General features: G+C 60.8%; 20 protein-coding genes and 2 pseudogenes. 7 read left to right on the forward strand and 15 right to left on the reverse strand.

Annotation, left to right across the window (positions count from 1 at the left end; translation table 11 throughout):
- Positions 1-145 precede the first annotated feature (145 nt).
- Together ygiD and A7P95_RS04445 are read left to right on the forward strand one after the other, a co-directional pair.
- Complete coding sequence (gene ygiD / locus A7P95_RS04440; protein ID WP_067591788.1) at positions 146-916, forward strand: 4,5-DOPA-extradiol-dioxygenase; 771 nt, start codon at positions 146-148, stop codon at positions 914-916.
- A gap of 1 nt (position 917) precedes the next feature.
- Positions 918-1343: a hypothetical protein gene (locus A7P95_RS04445; RefSeq protein ID WP_067591791.1), complete on the forward strand. Its 426-nt coding sequence runs from the start codon at positions 918-920 to the stop codon at positions 1341-1343.
- 151 nt (positions 1344-1494) lie between these two features.
- Here A7P95_RS04445 and A7P95_RS04450 read toward each other — a convergent pair whose 3' ends face one another.
- The 5 genes and pseudogenes from A7P95_RS04450 to A7P95_RS04465 all read right to left on the reverse strand — a co-directional run bounded on the left by A7P95_RS04450 (position 1495) and on the right by A7P95_RS04465 (position 7726).
- Positions 1495-3144, reverse strand: coding sequence for an electron transfer flavoprotein-ubiquinone oxidoreductase (locus A7P95_RS04450; protein WP_067591794.1), 1650 nt, complete (start codon positions 3142-3144; stop codon positions 1495-1497).
- Positions 3145-3348: 204 nt separating this feature from the next.
- A complete protein-coding gene (locus A7P95_RS11080; RefSeq protein WP_082890728.1) occupies positions 3349-3459 on the reverse strand; it encodes a methionine/alanine import family NSS transporter small subunit in 111 nt (36 codons plus the stop codon).
- Positions 3456-4991, reverse strand: a complete 1536-nt coding sequence (locus tag A7P95_RS04455) for a sodium-dependent transporter (RefSeq protein WP_082890729.1) — start codon at positions 4989-4991, stop codon at positions 3456-3458. The genes A7P95_RS11080 and A7P95_RS04455 overlap by 4 nt, the downstream gene beginning before the upstream one ends.
- A 496-nt stretch (positions 4992-5487) precedes the next feature.
- Positions 5488-6369 (reverse strand): annotated as a pseudogene (locus tag A7P95_RS04460) (DMT family transporter).
- Between the two features lie 385 nt (positions 6370-6754).
- On the reverse strand, positions 6755-7726 hold the full coding sequence (locus tag A7P95_RS04465; RefSeq protein ID WP_067591800.1) for a KpsF/GutQ family sugar-phosphate isomerase: 972 nt from the start codon (positions 7724-7726) through the stop codon (positions 6755-6757).
- 91 nt (positions 7727-7817) lie between these two features.
- Between A7P95_RS04465 and tal the strand changes: the two genes are divergently transcribed.
- From tal to A7P95_RS04485, 4 genes are all read left to right on the forward strand, one after another.
- Positions 7818-8843 (forward strand): transaldolase, encoded by a 1026-nt coding sequence (gene tal / locus A7P95_RS04470; protein WP_067591803.1) that lies wholly within the window; start codon positions 7818-7820, stop codon positions 8841-8843.
- Between the two features lie 74 nt (positions 8844-8917).
- Positions 8918-9901: a virulence RhuM family protein/type II toxin-antitoxin system death-on-curing family toxin gene (locus A7P95_RS04475; RefSeq protein WP_067591806.1), complete on the forward strand. Its 984-nt coding sequence runs from the start codon at positions 8918-8920 to the stop codon at positions 9899-9901.
- 15 nt (positions 9902-9916) lie between these two features.
- On the forward strand, positions 9917-11008 hold the full coding sequence (locus A7P95_RS04480) for a conjugal transfer protein (RefSeq protein WP_067591809.1): 1092 nt from the start codon (positions 9917-9919) through the stop codon (positions 11006-11008).
- 256 nt (positions 11009-11264) lie between these two features.
- Complete coding sequence (locus A7P95_RS04485) at positions 11265-11720, forward strand: GNAT family N-acetyltransferase (protein ID WP_067591812.1); 456 nt, start codon at positions 11265-11267, stop codon at positions 11718-11720.
- Positions 11721-11851: 131 nt separating this feature from the next.
- Here A7P95_RS04485 and A7P95_RS04490 read toward each other — a convergent pair.
- From A7P95_RS04490 to ppx, 6 genes and pseudogenes are all read right to left on the reverse strand, one after another.
- Positions 11852-13163: pseudogene (locus tag A7P95_RS04490) on the reverse strand (MFS transporter).
- The gene (gene ccoS, locus A7P95_RS04495; protein WP_067591815.1) at positions 13160-13339 is read right to left on the reverse strand and encodes a cbb3-type cytochrome oxidase assembly protein CcoS; all 180 of its coding nucleotides are present in this window, start codon (positions 13337-13339) and stop codon (positions 13160-13162) included. Before ccoS ends, A7P95_RS04490 begins: the two are co-directional and overlap by 4 nt.
- Positions 13339-13650, reverse strand: coding sequence for an HLGFF motif protein (locus A7P95_RS04500; protein ID WP_067591818.1), 312 nt, complete (start codon positions 13648-13650; stop codon positions 13339-13341). Before A7P95_RS04500 ends, ccoS begins: the two co-directional genes overlap by 1 nt.
- An 81-nt stretch (positions 13651-13731) precedes the next feature.
- Complete coding sequence (locus tag A7P95_RS04505) at positions 13732-14277, reverse strand: NUDIX hydrolase (protein WP_067591821.1); 546 nt, start codon at positions 14275-14277, stop codon at positions 13732-13734.
- Between the two features lie 81 nt (positions 14278-14358).
- On the reverse strand, positions 14359-15552 hold the full coding sequence (locus A7P95_RS04510; protein WP_067591824.1) for a lysozyme inhibitor LprI family protein: 1194 nt from the start codon (positions 15550-15552) through the stop codon (positions 14359-14361).
- A gap of 240 nt (positions 15553-15792) precedes the next feature.
- Entirely contained in the window at positions 15793-17286 is a 1494-nt protein-coding gene (ppx, locus tag A7P95_RS04515) for an exopolyphosphatase (RefSeq protein WP_067591827.1), read from the reverse strand.
- Between the two features lie 186 nt (positions 17287-17472).
- Between ppx and A7P95_RS04520 the strand changes: the two genes are divergently transcribed.
- On the forward strand, positions 17473-18981 hold the full coding sequence (locus A7P95_RS04520; protein ID WP_067591830.1) for a patatin-like phospholipase family protein: 1509 nt from the start codon (positions 17473-17475) through the stop codon (positions 18979-18981).
- Positions 18982-19343: 362 nt separating this feature from the next.
- Here the strand turns inward: A7P95_RS04520 and A7P95_RS11550 are convergent, their stop codons facing one another.
- The 4 genes from A7P95_RS11550 to A7P95_RS04530 all read right to left on the reverse strand — a co-directional run bounded on the left by A7P95_RS11550 (position 19344) and on the right by A7P95_RS04530 (position 21619).
- The gene (locus A7P95_RS11550; RefSeq protein ID WP_156503498.1) at positions 19344-19787 is read right to left on the reverse strand and encodes a DUF5376 family protein; all 444 of its coding nucleotides are present in this window, start codon (positions 19785-19787) and stop codon (positions 19344-19346) included.
- A gap of 2 nt (positions 19788-19789) precedes the next feature.
- Positions 19790-20182 (reverse strand): EndoU domain-containing protein, encoded by a 393-nt coding sequence (locus A7P95_RS11090; RefSeq protein ID WP_225748558.1) that lies wholly within the window; start codon positions 20180-20182, stop codon positions 19790-19792.
- 76 nt (positions 20183-20258) lie between these two features.
- Entirely contained in the window at positions 20259-21176 is a 918-nt protein-coding gene (locus A7P95_RS04525) for a tyrosine-type recombinase/integrase (protein ID WP_067591833.1), read from the reverse strand.
- Positions 21173-21619, reverse strand: coding sequence for an acyl-CoA thioesterase (locus A7P95_RS04530; RefSeq protein WP_067591836.1), 447 nt, complete (start codon positions 21617-21619; stop codon positions 21173-21175). The genes A7P95_RS04525 and A7P95_RS04530 overlap by 4 nt, the downstream gene beginning before the upstream one ends.
- Positions 21620-21830: the final 211 nt, after the last annotated feature.

The raw sequence follows: 21830 nt of genomic DNA on the forward strand, positions 1-21830 counted from the left end.
TTCAGGTAGCCTTTATTCATCCCAACCCATCATTCCCACTTTATGATTAACCAATCGTAAACACAAGATTCCAGTTTGCCATATTTATTTTCCTTGCAGGCAATCCCATAATCCTGCCCACACCACCCACGCAAGGAAACCCATCATGCGCAAACTCCCCGCCCTCTTCCTCGGCCACGGCAGCCCGATGACCGTGCTCGATGCTGCCAGCCCCTTCAACCAAGGCTTTGCCCGCATAGCCCGCGGCTTCCCCAAGCCCCGCGCCATCCTGATGATTTCCGCCCATTGGTATACCCGCGGCCTGCAGCTCACCGCCGCCCGGCCCGGGCTGATATACGACTTCTACGGCTTTCCGCCCGCGCTCAGCCAAGTGCAATACCCCGCGCCCGGCAGCCCCGAGCTTGCCGCAGAAGTATGCCGCCTGCTGCAAGCCGAAGGTGCCGAGCTCCATCCCACGCGCGGCTTCGACCACGGCATGTGGAGCGTGCTGAAACACCTGTATCCCCAAGCAGACATCCCCGTTGTCCAGCTCAGCTTGGATAGCCGCCTCAGCCCCGCGCAGCATTTCAAACTGGCCCGCAAACTCAAGCCCCTGCGCGAACAAGGCATCCTGATTGCCGGCAGCGGCGGCATCGTGCACAACCTGCGCGCCCTCCGTCCGAATCACCCCGGCTACGATTGGGCACAGCAATTCCGCAAGCAAATCAACGCCGCCCTGCTTCGCGGCGACCACGAAGCCCTCATCGACTACCCCCGCTTCGGCCAAGCCGCCGCCCTAGCCGTACCCACCCCCGAGCACTACCTGCCCCTGCTCTACACCGCCGCCCAACGTGACAACGGCGAGCCGCTGGAAATTTTCAACGACCAGCTCACCGAAGGCGCCCTGAGCATGACCTCCATCAAGATAGGAGACTGATATGCAAAACATTTTAAACATCAACACCCGCCCCATCGAACTGCAACGCCAGGGCCAAACCATCCGGCTCCCCTTCGCCCTGGCCGACATTGCCGCCCGGCTCACCCCGTTTCCCCCGAGCGAAGCCGCCTGGGAAAACGCCATCATGCAGATTGAAGACGCCATCGCACCCCTGCCCAAGCGCCTGGCCGGCGAAACGCTCCGTCTCCAAGGCGCCCACGCCCTCGCCGCCCTGCCCCACAGCACCGGCGGCACCCTCAGCACCGACACGCTGGAAACCGCCTTCGCCATCCTCGCCGGCTACTGCCACGCCCGCGACCTGCCGCCGCTGCCCCACAGCGCGGACTTCGCCGCCCAAGTCCTGCTTATGCGCGAATGGGCACACCACTTAGGCTTTGCCGAAATCCTGATTGGCCAGGCAAGCTAAGCCCCGCCACAAGCAAAAGGCTACCTGAAAACGAGTTCCGCGAGTTTCTGCGAAGCTAAAACGAGTTCCGCGAGTTTCTGCGAAGCTAAAATTTTCTGCGAAGCGCAAGCCCGTTTCTGCGCGCGTTTCTGCGCGGCAAAATTTCCGGCGGCTACATTTCGCCGTAGTTCGGCCCGCCGCCGCCTTCGGGGCAGGTCCAGGTGATATTGGCGGCGGGGTCTTTGATATCGCAGGTTTTGCAGTGGATGCAGTCGGCAGCGTGGATGTGCAGGCGCGGCTGGCCTTGTTCCTGCACGATTTCATACACGCCGGCGGGGCAATAGCGGGTTTCGGGGGCGGCGAAGCGGCGGTAGCCCACGTCGATGGCGGTTTGCTCGCTGGCGAGCTTGAGGTGCGGCGGCTGGTTTTCTTCGTGGTGCGTGTTGGAAAGATACACGCTGCTGGCGCGGTCGAAGGAAACTTGGCCGTCGGGCTTGGGATACTCGATGGGGCGGCACTCTGCGGCGCGCTTGAGGCTGGCGCGGTCGCTGCCGTGGTGGGCAAGCGTCCACGGGGCGCGACCGCGAAAAAGGTACACATCCAGCGCGCCGTAGCCCATGGCCGGCCAAAAGCCCCATTTGAAGGCGGGGCGGATGTTGCGGGCGCGGTAGAGCTCGTCGTGCAGCCAGGATTGGCGGAAGGCGTCGGCATAGGCTGCGGCTTCTGCACCCTCGTCCGCCGCGCCGTTGTGCAGCACGCCGAACACGGCTTCCGCCGCCAGCATGGCCGATTTCATCGCGGTGTGCGCACCCTTGATGCTGGGCACGTTGAGGAAGCCGGCCGCATCGCCCACCAACACGCCGCCGGGGAAGGTGAGTTTGGGCAGGCTCTGCAAACCGCCTTCAGTGAGCGCGCGCGCGCCGTAGGCAATGCGCCGCCCGCCGGCAAACACGGGGCGGATGGTGGGATGATTTTTAAAGCGCTGAAACTCTTCAAATGGCGAGAGATAGGGGTTTTGATAATCCAGCCCTACCACGAAGCCCACGGCCACTTTGTTTTCCGCCAGGTGGTAGAGGAAGGCGCCGCCGTAGGTGCGGGAATCCAGCGGCCAGCCCACGGTGTGCAGCACGCTGCCGGGCTGCGACTGCTCGGGCGGCACTTCCCAGATTTCCTTGATGCCCAGGCCGTAGGTTTGCGGCTGGCTGTGTTGGTCGAGGCGGAACTTGGCGATGAGCTGTTCGGAAAGCGAGCCGCGGCAGCCTTCGGCGAACATCGTTTGCCTGCCCCACAGCTCCATGCCGGGCTGGTAGGCTTCGGTGGGCTCGCCGTTTTTGCCGATGCCCATGTCGCCGGTGGCAATGCCTTTCACGCTGCCGTCGGCGCGGTAGAGCACTTCGGCGGCGGCAAAGCCGGGGTAGATTTCCACGCCCAGTGCTTCGGCCTGCCCGGCCAGCCAGCGGCACAGCATGCCTAAGCTGATGATGTAGTTGCCCTGATTGTGGAAGCTGGGCGGCAGCGCCAGGCGCAGCGCGGATTGGCGCGTGAGATACAGCAGCCGCTCGCCTTTCACCGGCTGGTTCAGCGGCGCGCCTTGCTCACGCCAATCGGGCAGCAGCTCGTTTAACGCTTTGGGGTTGAACACCGCGCCCGACAAAATATGCGCGCCCACTTCCGAGCCTTTTTCCACCACGCACACGCTGATGTCGCTGCCCGCCGCAGCAGCCAGCTGCTTGAGCCGTATCGCCGCCGAGAGCCCGGCCACGCCCGCGCCCACAATCACCACGTCGTATTGCATGCTGTCGCGCGTTGTATTCTCCGTCATCTTCTCACTTCCTATCACGGGCGCATGCCGCCCTCTCAAAATCGAAATGCGATTTTACCATGCGGGCAGAAGGCTACCTGAAACTTTGGCTCGGCGTTTTCCGCCCCGCCATCTTTTCAGGTAGCCTCTTTAGCGTATGCAGGCTACCTGAAAAATCTGGCAAAGCCATTTTCAGGTAGCCTTTATCATGCCAATCAAGCCGCATCAATCCTGCTGCTTGCTTTTATCCTCCGGCAGGCGCAGCACGGCCACAACCAAGCCGCCCCAAATCACCGCCAAAGACAGCACCATCATCACAATCGCGCTCGTGCTCATTGTTTTTCTCCTTCTTCTTCATCGTCTTGCAGCACATCCAAATCCGCATCTTCCCGCCACGGCAAGAGCGAGAGCCCGAAAGCCAGCAGCACCACGCCGATGGCCGTGCCCCAGCCGTATACGCCCACAAACCAGCCCGGGTAGCCGCCATAGCCTTCCGTGAGCAGCGAGCGCGTGTCGGTAAACAGCATCGTGCCCAACACCAAGGGCGTAACCGCGCCCACAAACAGCAGCCAGGTTTTGCCCACTTTCAGCGAAGAAGTTTTGTTCAGATGGCGGCTGAGCACGCCCAAGTTGCGCCCCAACACCACGCACAACACATACAAAAAGCCAGCCGCCACAATGCCGTAGGTGTTCACGAATTTATCCAGCACATCCAGCACCGGCAGGCCGGTAGTGGTGCCGAACAGCAGCACCGAAGCCGTCATCATCGGCACGCCCACCGCCAGCGTGGCGGCCACGCGGCCGATTTTCAGCTTGTCCTGCACCGCCGCAATCACCACTTCCAGCACCGAAATCAGCGAAGTGAGGCCGGCAAACACCAGCGAGCCGAAAAACAGCACGCCGATCACCGCGCCGAACGGCGCTTGGTTGATGATGGTGGGAAACGCGATAAAGGCCAATCCGATACCGCCCGCCGCCACATCGCCCACCTGCTGCCCGCTGGCCGTGGCGATAAAGCCCAGCGCGGCAAACACGCCGATGCCGGCCAGCAGCTCAAAGCTGCTGTTGGCAAAGGCCACCACCATGCCCGTGCCGGTTAAATCCGAGCTGCGCTTCATGTAGGAAGAATAAGTGATCATGATGCCGAAGCACACCGAGAGCGAGAAGAAAATCTGCCCATAGGCCGCAATCCACACTTCCGAGCTGGCCAGCTTGCTCCAATCCGGCGTAAACAACACGTCCAAACCCTTGGCCGCACCCGGCAGGCTCAGCGCAATCCCCACCAAGAGCACAAACATCACCACCAACAGCGGCATGAAAAACGCCGAAGCCCGCGCCACACCCTTCTGCACCCCGAAGGCCAGAATCAGCAACGTAGCCAGCCACACCAACACCAGCGGCAGTGCCACCTGCGCCACAAACTGCATCTGCGCCGACACATCAGGCGCCATCTGCAAATAATCCTTAAAGAAGAAGGCAGAAGGGTCTGCGCCCCAGGCCGCGTTGAGCGAATAATAGGTATAGCTCGCCGCCCAGCCGAGGATTACCGCGTAATACAGCCCGATGAGCACGTTCACCAGCACATTCCACCAGCCGATGGTTTCAAACTTGCGGTTCAGGCGGCGGAAAGCCAAAGGCGGCGAACCGCGGTAGCGGTGGCCCACCGCATAATCCAAAAACAGCAGCGGGATGCCCGCCGTGAGCAGCGCCACCAAATACGGCAGGATAAACGCCCCGCCGCCGTTTTTATACGCCACATAAGGAAAACGCCAGATATTGCCCAAACCCACCGCCGAGCCGATGGCGGCAAACATAAACGCCCGCCGGCTGGAAAAGGTTTCGCGCTTGGGATTTTGCGGATTAGACACGTTCGACACCTCTTGAAAAATATGCGGCGGCCGGCTGATTCCGACCGCCCTCCAGTTATCAAATAAGCGTTGCAGCCTTTCTGCAACAATTCCCTGCCACCGCCGGCGGCAGCCTGAGCCGCCCCGTCCGCCCGCCCCGCCGAACCAAGCCGATTTTAGACAACTTGTTCACTATCCGGCGCGCCAGGTATCTGTTTCACGGCGGAAAACCGCCGTTTTGCCGCAGATGGCACGTTTTGCAAGCAATCGTAAAGACAAGCCCGCCAACGGTCAAGTGCCCGCCCGCGGCAGCCGCGCAATTTTATTCATTGTTCGCTCCCGCCCGCGCAACAACCCACCAATCACCAAGCCAACAAAAGGCTACCTGAAAACGAAAAGCCAAGCCCGTTAAAACCAACTGCCAAACTCCAAGCCCGCCTTAGGTTTTCAGGTAGCCTTCATTTTTCAGGTAGCCTCATATCACAGCAGAGGCTACCTGAAAAATATGCCAACCCATTCAGCCGCCCCGCCGCTTCAGCGAGCCCAAATAAATCGCCGCCAGCGTCAGCCCCGCCCCCAGCCACTGCCAGCCGTTAATCGGCTTATCCAGCAGCAGATAATCAATCAGCAGTGCCGCCACCGGCTCCGAAAGCAGCAGCAAGCCCGTGAGCGACAGCGACAGCAGCGGAATCGCATAAGCAATCAAGCCCCAGGCAAAACACTACATCACCACCCCATACACCAACACCAGCCCCACATCCCTCAGGCTCGCCGGATACAGCGCCCCGCCGTCCAACAGCAGCATGGGCAACACCAGCGCCGCCGCCCCGCCCGCGCTCAACACCATCATCATCGGAAACAGCGCCACCCGCTCCGCCTCATGCGTTTTGCGCACAAACACCATCGACAGCGCCAACATCGCCCCCGAAGCCGTCCCGCTCACAAAACCCCACAGCGCCCTGCCGTTGTGCCCAAATTCCGGGCTGCCGATCAGCGCCACCCTCGCCACCGCCAACAGCAGGCTCGCCACCTGCCAGCGGTTCAGCCGCTCCCCGTAAAACGCCACCCCGATGGCCGACAAAAAGAAAATCTGCAAACTATTGAGCAGCGTAGAAATCCCCGGCCCCACCGCATGAATGCTCTCGTGCCACAGCGCCAAATCAAACGCCAGAAACACCCCCGCCAGCAAAGCACAACGCCACGCCCGCGCACTCTGCGGCAACCGCTGCCCGAAACGCCGCATCAGCAGCCAAAACACCAACGCCGCCACCAGCAGCCGCCAAAATGCCACCGCATACGAGCCCACCTGCACAAACTTCACAATCAGGCTACCCAGCCCGAACACCACGCAGCCCAGCACCAAAAGCGGCGCGGCATAAGAAGGGTTTTGTTGTTTCATCATATTTCTCCAGGCTCACAGCCTGCAATCTTCACGCAATATGGCTCCAGCCATCGCAGGGGCAGACTTTATATCCATCCTCAGCCGCCCGCCCATTGAATCGTATGCATCCATAAAATCAAACAAACGGCGGATATGCAATCCGCCGTTGCAAAATAAAATATCCTGCCCAGGCATCAGGCTACCTGAAAGCGTCTGCCTCAAGGTAGTTAAAACCTAGCGCAACGCAGTTTCTGTAAAGCCAAAACTTTTCCCTTTGCCGAAGCTAACATTTTCAGCTAGCCCCAATGTTTTCAGGTAGCCTTTTGGATCAGCATCAAGGCTACCTGAAAAATTTGGCTGCGTAGAAAGCCGTAAGCAGCCTTATCGCACTCGCCCAGCCGCGCTACACAATCCGCGCCTTGAGCAAATCGTGCATATTCAGCGCGCCCAAGAGCCGACCCTCGGCATCGCACACCGGAAGGCCGTTCACGCGGTTTTGCTGCATGGTTTTCAGCGCCTCGGTGGCCAGCCGCTCGGGCGTAATGGTTTTCGGGTGTGCGCCCATCACGGCTTGCGCGGTGAGGCCGGATAAATCGCGTTGCTGCTGAAACAGGCGGCGCAAGTCGCCGTCGGTGAAAATGCCTTTCAGGTAGCCTGCCTCATCGGCCACCGCCACCATGCCTAGGCCTTTTTCGCTCATGCACACAATCACGTCGGCAAAGGGCGTATCCAAGCGCACCACGGGCAGCTCGTCGCCCGCGTGCATCACGTCGGCCACTTGCAGCAGCAGGCGTTTGCCCAGGCTGCCGGCGGGGTGGCTCAGGGCGAAATCGTCCCGCGTGAAGGAACGGGCGCGCAGCAGCGCCACGGCCAGCGCGTCGCCCAGCGCCAACGTGGCGGTGGTGCTGCTGGTGGGGGCGAGGCCGAGCGGGCAGGCTTCCTGCGGCACGGCCACGGTGAGGTGGATGTCGGCATGGCGCGCCAACGTAGATTCGGGGCGGCCGGTCATGGCGATGAGCGTGATGTTTTTGCGTTTGAGCGCGGGCAGGATCACGGCGATTTCGTCGCTTTCGCCGGAGTGGGAAATGGCGAGCACCACGTCGCCGTCCACAATCATGCCCAAATCGCCGTGCGCGGCTTCGGCGGGGTGCACGAAAAAGGCGGGCGTGCCGGTGGAAGCCAGCGTGGCAGCAATTTTGCGCCCGATGTGCCCGCTCTTGCCGATGCCGCTCACCACCACGCGCCCTTCGCAGGCGAGCACGGTTTCGCAGGCGCGGGCAAAGTTGGCATCTAAAGAATCGGAGAGGGCGCGCAGGGCATCGGCTTCAATCGCCAGCACTTCGCGGGCGTGGGCGAGATAGGATGGTTCGGTCATGTTTTGTTCCGCTTTCTGGATTCCGGCTTGCGGCGACTGCTGGAATCGGGTATTTTCCAAAATTTACACATTCAATCGAAGGCACCAAAATATGGCTATTTTGCAGGAAACCAAACGGCTCGGCCAGCAAATCTGGCTCGACAATCTTTCCCGTTCGCTCGTGCGCTCCGGCTCGCTGGCCCAATTGCAGCAAAGCGGCGTGAGCGGCGTCACCTCCAATCCGGCCATCTTCCGCCAAGCGCTGGCCGGCGACACATTATACACAGCCGAAATCGACGAATTGAAGCGGCAGCCGCTTTCCGCCAAAGCGCGCTACGAAACCCTGGCCGTTGCCGACGTGCAGGCCGCCTGCGATGTATTTGCCGCACAGTTTGCCGCAGAAGGCAACAGCGGCCTGGTGAGCCTCGAATGCGACCCCGCACTCTCGCACGACACCGAAGGCACCATCGCCGAAGCCCGCCGCCTGTGGAAACTGATTGGCCGCCCCAACGCCATGATCAAAATCCCCGCCACCGATGCCGGCCTCGCCGCCCTGCCCGATCTGGTGGCCGACGGCATCCACATCAACCTCACCCTGCTCTTCTCCCGCGCCCAAACCCTGCGCGCCTATGCCGCCTATCGGCAAGGCCTGGCGCAGCGGGCAGGGCTTGCCGCGCCGCAATTGGTGGCCAGCTTCTTCATTTCCCGCATCGACAGCGCGCTCGACCCGCAGCTGCCGCCCCACCTGCAAGGCAAAACCGCCCTCGCCCTGGCTCAAGCCGCCTATCAGGATTGGCAGCGCGAATTTAATCAGCCGGGCGATGTCGTGCCCACCGTCCGCCTGCTCTGGGCCAGCACCGGCGTGAAAAACCCCGCCTACCCCGACACCCTCTATGTGAACAATCTCATCGCCCCGCATACGGTGAACACCCTGCCCGGCGCCGTGCTGGAAGCCTTTATCGACCACGGCCATGCCGCCGACGCCCTCTCCCATCCCGCCGCGCCCGCCCAGCCGGTACTGGACGAAATCGCCGCCCTCGGCATCAACCTAGAAACCATAGCCGGCAAGCTCCAGCAAGACGGCCTCGCCCAATTCGAACAGGCCTTCGCCCAAATGCTCGCCCCGCTGGCCGATTAGGCAAAAGGCTACCTGAAAAATAGTGAGGCCAAATTTTTCAGGTAGCCTCATCCCACCATCACCACATCAAACGCATGAACAACCCCATCGAAATCTACCAAAGCGCAGACGGGCAGACCCAAGTGGAAGTCCGCTTCGACACCGACACCGTATGGCTGTCGCAAGCGCAAATGGTTACCCTATTCGGGCGTGATGTCTCTGTTATTTCACGTCATATTCGTAATGCACTAGACGAAGGAGAAATCAGCGAAAAAAGCAATTTGCAAAAAATGCAAATTGCTTCCGCCGACCGTCCCGTTACCTTCTACGACCTAGAAACCATCATTTCCGTAGGCTACCGCATCAAATCAGCGCAAGGCATCGCCTTCCGCCGCTGGGCCACCGCCCGCCTGAAAGACTACCTGCTCAAAGGCTACGCGCTCAACCAACAACGCCTAAAGCAAAACGCCGACGAGCTCGCACACGCCTTGCAGCTGATTCAAACCACCGCCGCCTCGCCCGCCCTCACCCTGGAAGCCGGCCGCGGCTTGGTCGATATCGTCAGCCGCTACACCCACACCTTCCTCTGGCTGCAACAATACGACGAAGGCCTGCTGCAAGAGCCGGCGGGCGAAAACGGCGGCAGCCTGCCCACGCCCGAAGCCGCGCGCCTCACCCTGGGCCAGCTCAAAGCCGAACTCATCGCCCGCGGCGAAGCCAGCGAACTGTTTGCCCGCGAACGCGAAGACGGCTTGGCCGCCATTCTCGGCAATCTCTCGCAAAGCGTATTCGGCGCACCCGCCTACCCCAGCATCGAAAGCAAAGCCGCCCACCTGCTCTACTTCATCGTGAAAAACCATCCCTTTGCCGACGGCAACAAACGCAGCGGCGCCTTCCTGTTTGTTGATTTCCTACACCAAAACCGCCGCCTGTTCGATGCAAGCGGCCGCGCCGTCATCAACGACACCGGCTTGGCCGCGCTCACCCTGTTGGTGGCCGAATCCGCGCCCGCGCAAAAAGACACCCTCATCCGGCTCATCATGCACATGCTGCAACACCGTTCCCACCCCCAACCCTAGCCCATCGCCATCATCATGAACCTCCGCCTCCTCCCCGATCCCCGCCCCTACCCCGCCGAACCGGTGAAAAACGAGCTGCTGCTGCATGCCGAAGCCGTGGCCACCGGCCGTTCCCGCGCCCAGGCCACCCTCTCGCGCGACACCCTGCACAGCCTGATTTTCCAAATGCTGCACACGCGCCAGCTCACCGCGCTTTCCGTGGCGCTGAGCATGGCGCCGAGCGATGCTGCCTACCGCGCCCTGTGGCAGGCGATGGAGCATGTGTTGCAGCCGAAAACCGCCGAAGAATGCGGCTGGATTGCCCTGCCCGTGGTGCTGGTGGCCGGCTGCAAGCAAGCCCTTGCCCTGCCCGCCGCACTCGATGCCGCCGCGCTCAATGCCAAGCTGGCCGAGTTTGACACCACCCGTCCTCTGGCGCACACCGAATGGCTGCCCGCGCTGCTCGGCGCCGAGCAAATCAGCCAAATCAAGCTGACGCAATGGTTTGCCGCCAAACAGAGCCGCGCCGCCGCCCAAGCCTTGGCTGCCGGGCTGCCCGCCGCCGACAACATCGCCATCCCCGCCGGCCAGAGCGTGCATGTGGTGTATGCCCTGGGCTACGGCGCGCCCGAAGCCGCCGGCAAGCTCGGCCAGGCCGCGCTGCCGCTGATGCAGTATTGGCAGGAGCGGCTCGCCGCGCCCGGTCTCACCCTGTTTGCCAACCCGCTCGACCCCGCCGCGCCGCTCTCCGCCATCATCAGCGGCAGCCAGATGCGGCAACGCATGGCGCTGGATGTATTTGCCGCCAACGCCATCCGCGCCGTGCGCCTGCAAAGCCCGCGCGTGGGCGTGGCCGTGGCGGCGCAGGAAGGCGGGCAGATTGCCTTCAGCTTCAGCACCGCCGACAGCAGCTACGGCCTGGTGCCGCAGGTGTTCCGCTGGCAGCTCTCGTCCGCCGATTCGCTAGACGGCGTGCTGCACAACTTCCTCGACCTGATGGCCGAATGCCGGGTGGAACACATCCGCCTGCTGCACGGCATCCTGCCGGAAAATGCGCCCGTGCCCGATTATGCGCAGGCCTTGGAAATGGACGGTTTCAACCCGCTGTTTAGCCCGCCGCCGCAGTAACGCGGAACAGCGCAAGCGTTTTGATGATGCGCCCTGCAAACCGGCTGATTTGGTTTTTCAGGTAGCCTCAACCCATGCAAAGGCTACCTGAAAAATCGTTAGTCAACCGTTGGGTTGCGCCTTGCAGCCTAACCCGAGCTACGGCCGGAGTCGGGCGAAGCCCCGTTCATCCCCATCCATTTTTCAGGTAGCCTTTTGCCATACGGCGGCGTATATTTACGCCCGGATTTCCCGTTTAACTGCATAGGAGCAAAACATGAGCATTGTGATCCGTAAAGCCGTGGAAAGCGACGCTCCGCAACTGTGGGAGCTGATGAAAGGCCTGGCCGTGTTCGAAAAATACATCGATGCCTTCGCCATCACCCCCGAAGTGGTGGTGAACAGCGGCTTCCGCAAAAACCCGCCCGATTTCTACAGCTTCGTGGCTGCCGACGGCGACAAGCTGGCCGGCATGATTGTGTACTACTTCCTGCCCTACACCCTGCACAACCGCCCCGCCGTATATATTAAAGAGCTGTATGTGGACGAAGCCTACCGCGGCCAGAAAATCGGCGAAAAGCTGATGCTCGCGCTGAAGGAAGAAGCCCAGAAACACAACTGCGTGCAAATCAAATGGACGGTTGCCCCGTGGAACGAAGGCGGCCAACGCTTCTACGCCCGCCTCGGCGCCGAGCAGGACAACGAATGGCTCAACTATGTGTGGAGCCTGTAATCCCGCCCGCCATGCAAAAACCGGCCGATTCGGCCGGTTTTATTTTTAGCTTCGCAAAACATCGCTTCACTTCGTGAAGCTGCGTTTTCAGGTAGCCTCAATACCAATCAGGCTACCTGAAATCAGCAAACTCACTCTTCTTCTTTGCCAAACCACTTCCTCACCCCCTCGCCAATCGGCGGGGCGATTTTCAGCAGATACACCAACACCACGATATTGCCCACCGCCACAATGAGATACAGCAGGTTGATGCTGTCGAACAGCTGGATGAGCACGGCGGAAATCAGCGCGGCGGCCACCATGAAGAAGCCGTTCACAATATTGTTGGCGGCAATGGCGTGGGCGCGGAATTCCTCGCTGCTGGCGGTTTGCAGCCAAGTGTAGAGCGGCACGGAGAAGAAGCCGCCGCAAAAGCCGAGCAGCACGATGCACAGCATCACGGCATAAGCATCGCCGCGCAGCAGGAAGCTGCCGATGCCGCCGTATTCCTGATAGCGCGCGCCGTGGGTGAGCGCCACCAGCAACAGGCCGAACACGGCCATGCCCACCGTGCCCACCGCCACCCAGCCCAGATTGAGCTTGCGGTGGCTCAGTTTGGCGCACACCACCGAGCCGCTGCCGATGCCGATGGAAAACAGCGTGAGCATCAGGTTGAACACATTGTCGTTGCCGCCCAGGTGCAGCTTGGTGAAGGTGGGCAGCTGGGTGGTATAGACCGCGCCGATAAACCAAAACCAGGAAATGCCGATGATGGCGGCATAAATATCTTTATCGGCAAAGGCTTGTTTCAGGATGGTTTTCGAGTTGCGAACGGATGTGCCAGTCGATTTCGGCATCCGGCGTTTTCGGCGCCACGCGCGGCATGAAGATGCTGGCCACCAGCCCGCCCACGGCAATCAGCAGCAGAAACACGGATACGGCCACGCCGCCGATGCCGCCCAAAATCGTGCCCATAATCTGGCCGAAGAGGATGGCGAGGAAGGTGCCGCTTTCAATTAGGCTGTTGCCCACAATCAGCTCCTTGCTGTCCAAATAATCGGGCAGCACGGCGTATTTGAGCGGGCCGAACAGGGTGGATTGCAGGCCCATCAGGAAAATGCACAAAAGCAGCAGCCACAGCGATTGGATGAGGAAGCCCACCGTGGCCAGCATCATAATCAGCACTTCGGCCACCTTCACCACCACCGCCATGCGGCCACGGTCGTATTTGTTGCACAGCTGGCCGGAGAGCGCGGAAAACAGGAAAAACGGCAGCACAAACAGCAAGGCGCTCACATTGATCATCTGCGCCGGCTCGATGAGGCCGTTTTGCCCCAGGCCGTAGAAGCTGATCATGGTGGCCAGCGCGATTTTGAACAGGTTGTCGTTGAGCGCGCCGAGAAACTGGGTGCCGAACAGCGGGGCGAAGCGGCGGGAAGTGGCGAATTTGAAGCCGGAATTCATGGTTTGTCCTGCGGGGGAGGGGAAGCGGGGTGGGCGGAATCGTCGTCCATCAGGATGCGGTGGGCGGGGCCTTCCAAATCGTCAAACTGGCCGCTGTGGCCGGACCACCAGAAAAAGTAGCCGATGATGAAGGCCAGCACAATGCTGATGGGGATGAGGATAAACACGCTGTCCATCAAAGGTTTCCTTCCAAATCGGTGAGCAGCAGGGTGTGGCCGCCGAGGCGCAGGTATTGCTGGCGGATGTCGGCGGCGGGGCTGCCTTCGGCATCGTATAAGGCGATGCCCTCGCCCTGCGGCTGCCAGGCGAGCATTTGGCCGGCCAGGGCGGCGAGCGCGCGGGCAGCTGCGGCATCGGCGGGCGGCAGCGGGGCTTCGTGCAGCTGGAGCATGGCGTGGCCGGATTGGGGCTCGTCGCCGCTGTCAGCAGTGAGCACGAGGAAGCCGAGCAGGGTGCCGTTTTCGGTGCTGAGGGTGAATTGGCGCATGGTTCAGGTAGCCTTTGGTTTTTCAGGTAGCCTTTTTAGTGGGCAGTTTGGATGATGACCCAAGCTGTTTTTCAGGTAGCCTTAATCGGCGGGCGGGCTGTTGAGCAGCCAGTATTGCAGGCCGATCAGGGTTTTGGCGTCTTGGATTTGGTTGGCGGCGATGGCTTCGCGCACGGCTTGGCGGGAAAGCAATACGGTTTCGACGAATTCGTCCGGGTCGGGCTCGCGGGTGCTGGTGGGCGTGATGCCTTCGGCGAGGTAGAGGTACATTTTTTCGTCGCAGAAGCCGGGGGCGGTGTAGAAGGTGTGCAGGAGGCGCACGCTTTGGGCGCGGTATGGGGTTTCTTCTTCGAGCTCGCGCGCGGCGCACAGGGCCGGGTCTTCGCCGGGGTCGAGCTTGCCGGCGGGCAGTTCGAGCAGGGCTTGGCCGGTGGCGTAGCGCCATTGGCGCACAAGCACGATTTCGTCTTGCGCGGTAACGGCGAGCACACAGGCGGCGCCGGGGTGGCGGATGACGATGCGGTAGCTTTGGTTGCCATTGGGCAGGCGCACGGTGTCGCGGGCGATGGTGACGAATTTGCCGTCGAAGATGGGTTCGCTGGAGAGATGGGTTTCGGTGAGGTTCATGGTGTGTGGAGGGGTTAAGGCTACCTGAAAGCAATGCCTTGGCGGAAGCGGATATTTTTCAGGTAGCCTTTAGTGGGGCGGTTATTGGGAAACGTAGCCGCGCAGTTCTCTGGCTTTGCTGCGGGCTTCGGCAGCGGTGCATTCGAGGCGGGCGAGCTGGCCGCTGTTGCCGCCGCCGGCCTGCTGGCCTGCCTGGGCGCATTTGGCGGCGCTGCTGGCGCTCCAGGATTGGTAGTCTTGGCCGATGATGTCTTTCACGTCGGCGGGCACGCTCTGCCATACGTTGCGCAATTCCTGCTGGGCGGCTTGGGCGCGCTGGGTGGCTTCGGCCAGCTGGTTGCCGGTGTAGTCTTCGGCTTCCTGCTTGAGGTTGGGGATGCGCTGCTGCACTTCGCGGGTGTCGCACTCAATACGCAGGGCTTCCTGCTCCAGCGGGTCGGTGGCGTCGGCCTTGCTTTGGTAGGCGCATTGGCTGGCGCGCACGCGGTTCCATTGGTTTTGGGCATCTCTGAGCGAGGCTTGGGCAGCGGCGGGCAGGGCTTGCCAGGCTTTGTTGAGGTTGTCGTGCGCCTGTTTGTTTTCGGTGCGCAAGAGCTCGATGCGGGCTTGCAGGCGGGTTTGGTCGAGGGCGCTGAGCTCTTGCTGGCGGGTTTCTTCGGCGGCGGTTTGCTGGCGGATTTCGGCCACTTGTTTGGCTAAATCGGGGGCGGCGAGGTAGAAGGCCAGCGGCGGTTGCAGGCCGGAGGAGGCGGCTTTGCTGTCTACGTTGATCACGAGTTTGTCGCCGCTGTCGGTTTGGCTCACGCTGTAGCTGAGCGGGCGGATGTAGCCGCCTTGGCCGTCGGGCTTGAGGGTGGGGTCGCCGGCGGTCATCATTTCGTTGTATTCGATGCCGTCGCTTTCGTTGATTTCCATATAGTCGGAAATACTTTGCTTCAGGCGCGCTTGGGCGTCGGCTTTGGGGGCGAAGCGCAGGGTGGCTTCGCAAGCAAGCTGTTTGCTGCCTTCGGAGGCGGCTTGGGTGGTGCGGATGTCGGTGATTTCGAAGCCGAGCTGCTCGAGTGCGGCTTGAATTTCGGCGGCACCGGCCTGCGGGGTGGGCAACTCGTGGTCGGCAGGCGGGAAGGCGGTGGCTTGGATTTGGGCCTTGAGCTGCTCGAGTGCTTCAGGCGCTTCGCAGCTGAGGGTAACGGCGGGTTTGGTGTCTTCTTTGCCGCAGCCGGCGAGGGCGGCGGCGATGAGGATGGCGAGGGCGGGTTTCATCAGGGCTTTCATGGCGGTTTCCTTAGAGGAGGACATAGATGGTATTTTACCTGCAACGGAGTGGCAGCGGCAGGAAATTTTGTGGGTGCCGGGCTGAGTGAAGCTTTGGTTTTCAGGTAGTCTCTTGCGGGGCAGGAAGGCTACCTGAAAAATGGTCCGCGCAAATGGACGCGATATTTTTCAGGTAGCCTTTCTGTGTGCAGCCGAGCTCGCTCAGGGCTGCCTAAAGCTGAACTGTGTGTGCGCGGGCTGCTATTGCAGCAGGAGCCCGAAACGGATGCCGATTTTGCGCCATTGGGCGGCGTCGTCGGCCAGGGCGCCGGCGGTGAGGGGGTTCTCTTCGGGCCATTGGCGGCTGATGGCGAGGGTGTAGTGTTTGTTTTCGTAGCTCAGGCAGGTGCCGGGCGGGAGGGTGATGGGCAGGCGGGCGCGGCAGAACAAAACGGCAAGCCGCAAGGCGGCGATGGCGAGCCACATGGCGGGGCTAACGGGCAGCTCGACCATTTTTTTCAGGTCACCGCGCTGACCGAGCACGAGAGTGGCAAGAATGCGCTGCTCTTGGCGAGAAAAGCCGGGCATGTCGGCCTGCTCGAGGATGTAGGCAGAATGTTTGTGGTAGGCGGGGTAGGCGATGTCGGTGCCGATTTCGTGCACGAGGGCGGCCCAACGCAGGTATTGCTGCCAGTAGCGGCGTTCTTTTTCGGGCTCGTGTTCGGCGAGCATATCGAAAAACTGGGCGGCGAGTGTGGCAACGCGCTCGGCTTGGTTGGCACTCACATGGTAGCGCTCTTGGAAGCGGGCGATGGTTTGGTCGCGCATGTCTGCGTTGAGCTGGCGGCCGATGAGGTCGTAGAACACGCCGTCGCGTAGGGCGGCGTCGGTTACGCTCATGCTGTCGATGTCGAGCTCGGCAAACACGGCGCTCATCACGGCCAGCCCGCCGGCAAACACTTCGATGCGGTCGGCCTTCATGCCTTCGAATTTGGCTTTTTTGGCGCTGCCGGCTTCGATGAGGCGCTGGCTGATGCGTTGCAGGGTGGTGCGGGTGATGCGGTTGTCTTCGGGGTTGGCGGCGGCGATGAGGTCGCGCAGGGTGCGGGCGGTGCCGGAAGTGCCCACGGCGAGCTGCCAGCCGGTGGTTTTCAGGAGCTTGGCAATGCGCTGGATTTCGCTGCGGGCGGTGTTAACAGCGAGCTTGAAGGATTCGGCGGACACTTTGCCTTTGGGGAAGAAGCGCAGGGTGTAGCTCACGCAGCCGAGGTTGAGGCTTTCGGTGATCTCAGGCTGGAGCGCGCTGCCGATTACGAATTCGGTGGAGCCGCCGCCGATGTCCACCACCAGCATCTGCCCGCTGCCGGGCGGCAGGGTGTGGATAACGCCGGTGTAGATAAGGCGGGCTTCTTCGCGCCCGGCGATGATTTCAATGAGAAAGCCCAAGGCGGCTTCGGCGCGGGGCATGAAGGGGGCGATGTTTTTGGCCACGCGGAAGGTGTTGGTGGCCACGGCGCGCACTTGCTCGGGCGGGAAGCCGCGCAGGCGTTCGTGGAATTTGGCCAGGCAGGCGAGCGCGCGCTCTTGGGCGGCTTCGTCGAGCCGTTTGTGTTCGTCCAGCCCGGCGGCAAAGCGCACCATGTCTTTTATGGAATCAATAATTTGCAGCTGGCCGTTGTGGTTGGTGCAGATTTGCAGGCGGAAGCTGTTGGAGCCGAGGTCTACTGCGGCCAGCATATTGGCAGGGATGGTCATATCGGATAGGCCGGATGGAAAGCGCGTATCTTACCTTGCGGCGCCGGGCGTGTCATTACGGGCGGGATTTCAGGTAGCCTCCGGCGCCAACGGCTTTGCTATAATGCGCTTGAGGCTACCTGAAAAACGGTTTTTCTATTTTTCAGGTAGCCTGCATTATGGTTTGAATGATTGGAAAGGGTTGCAATGCGGATTAGTGCATACGGCGGAATGCTGAAACGGATGGCGGCAGAGGGGCTTTTGCTGTGGCTCTCGGCCTGCTCGCTGGTGAACTACCGGCCGGTGGCCACCATCTCCCAAGTGGACACCAACAGCGGCTACCGCTTGGAGCAAAGCATGGCGCAGCAGGATGACGACGTGTTTGTGGTGCTGCTGTTTTCCGGCGGCGGCACGCGCGCGGCGGCCTTGGGCTACGGCGTGCTGGAAGAGCTAGCCAAGCAGCGGGTGCACATCGGCGGGCGCGAAAAGCCGCTGCTCGACAGCGTGGATTTGGTGTACGGCGTATCCGGCGGCTCGGTGCTGGCCACCTATTATTCGCTGCACGGCCGCGACACCATTCCCGCCTTCGAGCAGCAGTTTCTCAAGCAGAATTTCCAACGGCAGGTGTCGCGCCAAATATTCTCCCTCGGCAACCTGCCGCGCCTCACCTCGCCCGAATTCGGCCGCGGCGACTTATTGCAGGAGCAGTTTGAAAGCACCCTGTTCGGCCACGCCACCTTCGGCGATTTGGCGCGGCGGCGCAAAGGCCCGTTTGCCGTGGTGTCCGCCACCGATATGTCGGTGGGTAAGCGCATTGATTTCACGCAGGAATTTTTCGACATCATGTGCCTAAACCTTTCCGATTTGCGCCTTGCCCGCGCCGTGGCCGCCTCCAGCGCCGTGCCCGTGGTGTTCAGCCCCATCACCCTCAACAACAACGGCGGTAACTGCGGCTACACCCTGCCCCCGCGCCTGCAATACGCCCTCGAGCATGGCAGCAGCGGGCAGCAGCAAAGCCAAACCCGCCGCGAAATCAGCCAGCAGCTCGAGCTCTACCAAAACAGCAAAGCACGCCCCTACATCCACCTGCTCGACGGCGGCCTCACCGACAACCTCGGCCTGCGCGGCCTGCTGGATGCCACCGAAATCTACCCCAGCCAAACCCTGCAACGGCAGATGGCCAACCAAAACATACGCAAAATCATCGTGATCAGCGTAAACGCGCAAAACCAGCTCGACAGCAGCATCGACCAAAGCGCCAAAGTGCCCGGCCTCTCCGACGTGCTGGGCGCCATCATCAACGTGCCCATCGACCAAAACTCGCAGGAATCCTTGCGCCGCGTCCGCGCCGTGGCCGACCAATGGAACGCCGGCGCCCAAGGCAAAGGCCGCCCCATCAGCCTGCACTTTATCAACCTCAGCCTGCGCGACCTGCCCGATTCCTCCCTGCGCAAAAACGTGCTCAATATCTCCACCAGCTTCTACCTGCCGCGCGAAGACGTGAACAACCTGAAAGAAGCCGCCCGCGTGCTCATGCGCCAATCGCCCGACTACGAGCGCATGCTGGCCGCCTTGTCGGAACACGCCGCCCCCGAAGCCCCGCCTGCCCCCGCCAAGGGCGGCAACCGCCCCGCTGCCGCCGAAAGCCCAGCCGCCCCGCTCGCCTGCGCCAACGCATCCGCACCGGCGGCGGATTGTTTGCCCTCTGGCAAATAGCCGAAGCCCGGAGGCAAGGCTTCGGGAGGCTACCTGAAAAACGGGCGAAGCGAATTTCAGCGGAGCAAACGTGATATTTGTGTGAGTTCCGCCAAGCGCTTACCTGCAAGGAACAGCATGCCGTTTTCCGCCATTCGCGGCATGGCTGACGGTTTGGTTTGGAATCTTGGCATGGGCTGCATCTTGCGCCGATTGGCGTTGGGCTACCGCTTCCGATTAAGACAATGAAAAGGCTACCTGAAAGCGCAAGCTTCAAAGAAGTTAAAACGATCTCCGCGAGTTTCTACGAAGCTAAAATTTTTCAGGTAGCCTTTTTGAGTTGGAACGCAATCAAGGATGGGCGTGTTAAAAAACAGGGCAAGCTAGCGATAGGCTTCTTTGGTATCGATGATTTCCGAATAGTTCGGGTCAATATCCCGCTGCAGAAATGCTAACCATTTTTCCATGGCATACGCTACCTCCTTGCGAGGGAGGAATAAGATCGGTTGATAATCCTCATCCTCCGGATCTTCTGATGCAAATGCAAATCGCATCTGCACTTCATCGCCGACAATTTCTGCATCCCATCCTTCAGTACTAATAAGCTGGCGCTTAACTGATGGGTTGTTCAATTTATCTTTGGCAAATGGAGCAGAATATAATGAATCAGAATTACCTAACAAAGCTGCCAGTATCCTTTCCTCTTCAAAATCTGTTGTATGATCTGGTTCACTAGGCAAGTTACGTTCATTTGCCTCATATGATAAACAAATTGGTTCATGTTGATTATAACCAGGATTAAACCAATACGCATAAATAAGTTTCATAATTACTTACCTTTTTGTGGATAGAAATTAGTGATACGTCCGCTATTTTTATCAACGAACCACTCTATTTTTATTCCCGAAGGAGAATCACCTCGAAATTTATGGGTTGTTCCTTTTACACGATTTCCATTCTCAAAAGCCCTAGCTCCTTCCACCTTAATCCTATCCACCGACCAATGATCCGGGAACATGGTGGAAACGCCGTTACCGGCTTTAGGCACATACCGCCCGGTTTTGGGATCGTAGATGGAGACTTTGGCATCGTATGTGCCGTTCGGGTAGGTTCGCTCAATCCTGTCCACGCGTACCCTGCCGGTTGCGGTGGAATAGCCGCCCCTCGCGAATTGTCCGCATAGTCCGCCGATGATGAGGCTACCTGAAAGCGCAAGCTTCAACGAAGTTAAAACGCAGCATAGCGGGTTTCTGCGAAGCTAAACTTTTCAGGTAGCCGTTTATTGCTTTGCCCTGGCTTTAGTCGGTTTCGCTTTCGTCTTGCGGGGGACTGCCTTCGGGCGTGCCGGATTGGCGTTGGGCGCGGGGGTGGGCATCGTCGTACACGCGGGCGAGGTGGTCGAAGTCGAGGCGGGTGTAGTGCTGTGTGGTGGCAAGCTGGCTGTGGCCGAGCAGCTCTTGCACGGCGCGGATGTCGCGGGCGTTTTGCAGCAGGTGGCTGGCGTAGCTGTGGCGCAGCATGTGGGGACTGAGGTGGGGACTGCCGTGTTGGGCGGCGAATTGTTGCAGGCGTTTTTGGATTTGTCGGCTGCCGAGTCGCTTGCCGCTGCGGCCGGTGAAGAGTGCGTTTTCGCCGGGGGCGGCGGCTCGGGTTTTCAGGTAGCCTTGGATGGTACGGATGCTGTGCGCGGTGAGGGGGACGTGGCGCTGTTTGCGCCCTTTGCCGGTTACGGCCACCCAGCCGCTTTGCAGGTCGAGGTCGGCCAGGTTGAGGGCGCAGGCTTCGGCAAGGCGCAGGCCGCTGCCGTAGAGCAGCTCGAAGATGGCGAGGTCGCGCTGGCTGAGTTCGCTGCCGGGGGTTTGGTCAAGCAGTTGGTTGAGCGGCTCGGCGCTCACGGCTTTGGGCAGGCGTTCGGGGGCTTTGGGGGCTTTGAGGCCGTGGGTGGGATCGGCTTTCAGGTAGCCTTTTTGCACCAGCCAGCGGCAAAATTGCCGCCAGGCGCTGAGGCGGCGGGCGATGCTGCGGGGGTGCTGGCCTTCTTGGGTGAGCTGGCGCAGGGCGGCGGTGAACAGGGGGCGGCTGAGCTCGGCTTGGGGCTGGAAGCGGGCAAGCCAGGCGAGGTCGCGGCGATAGGCAGCTTGGGTGTGGGCGGAGAGGTTTTGCTGTTGCAAAGTGTGCAGCCAGGGCTCGATTTGCTGTGTCCACGGCTGTGTCATCGCCCTGCTCCGTTTGGGGCGAAATGTGCGCGGAAGGCGGCGGGGGTGCGGGCGAGGCGTTGGGCGGCGTAGTCGTAAAACGCCATGCCGCATTGCACGCGGGCGATTTCGGCTTGGTCGGCTTCGCGGGTGAGCTTGGTAAATAAAGGGAAACCGGCGCGGCCGATTTCGCCGAGGGCTACCTGAATGAGCAATTCATCGCCGTGAAAGGCTTGGGCGCGGTATTGCACGGCGGCATCGGCCATAATCAGGCCGGCGCCGAAGATGTCGGTTTCGGTGCAACCGTGCGCGGCTAGGAAGCGCAGGCGGGCTTCGTGCACCATGCGCAGCACGGCGTCGTTGGCGAGATGGTTGCCGTAGTTGAGGTGGCCGACTTCCACGGTCAGGCGGGTGGCAAAATCGAATTGCGGCGGCAGGGCGATTTGGATGCGGGCGGCAGGCAAGGGGTGGCTCCGATAGCGGGAAAAACAGGCATTATAGTGGATTCAATTTAAATCGGGACAAGGCGGCAAGCTGCAGATAGTACAAGCAGTACGGCAAGGTGAGCCAACGCCGTAGCAGTTTAAATTGAATCCACTATAGCATTTATTTCCTGCCAATAGAACGGATTGCATGAACACCCGACAAAAATAGCAGATTCCTTCTTGACAAACC

Source organism: Eikenella longinqua (assembly GCF_001648355.1).
GTDB classification, from domain to species: domain Bacteria; phylum Pseudomonadota; class Gammaproteobacteria; order Burkholderiales; family Neisseriaceae; genus Eikenella; species Eikenella longinqua.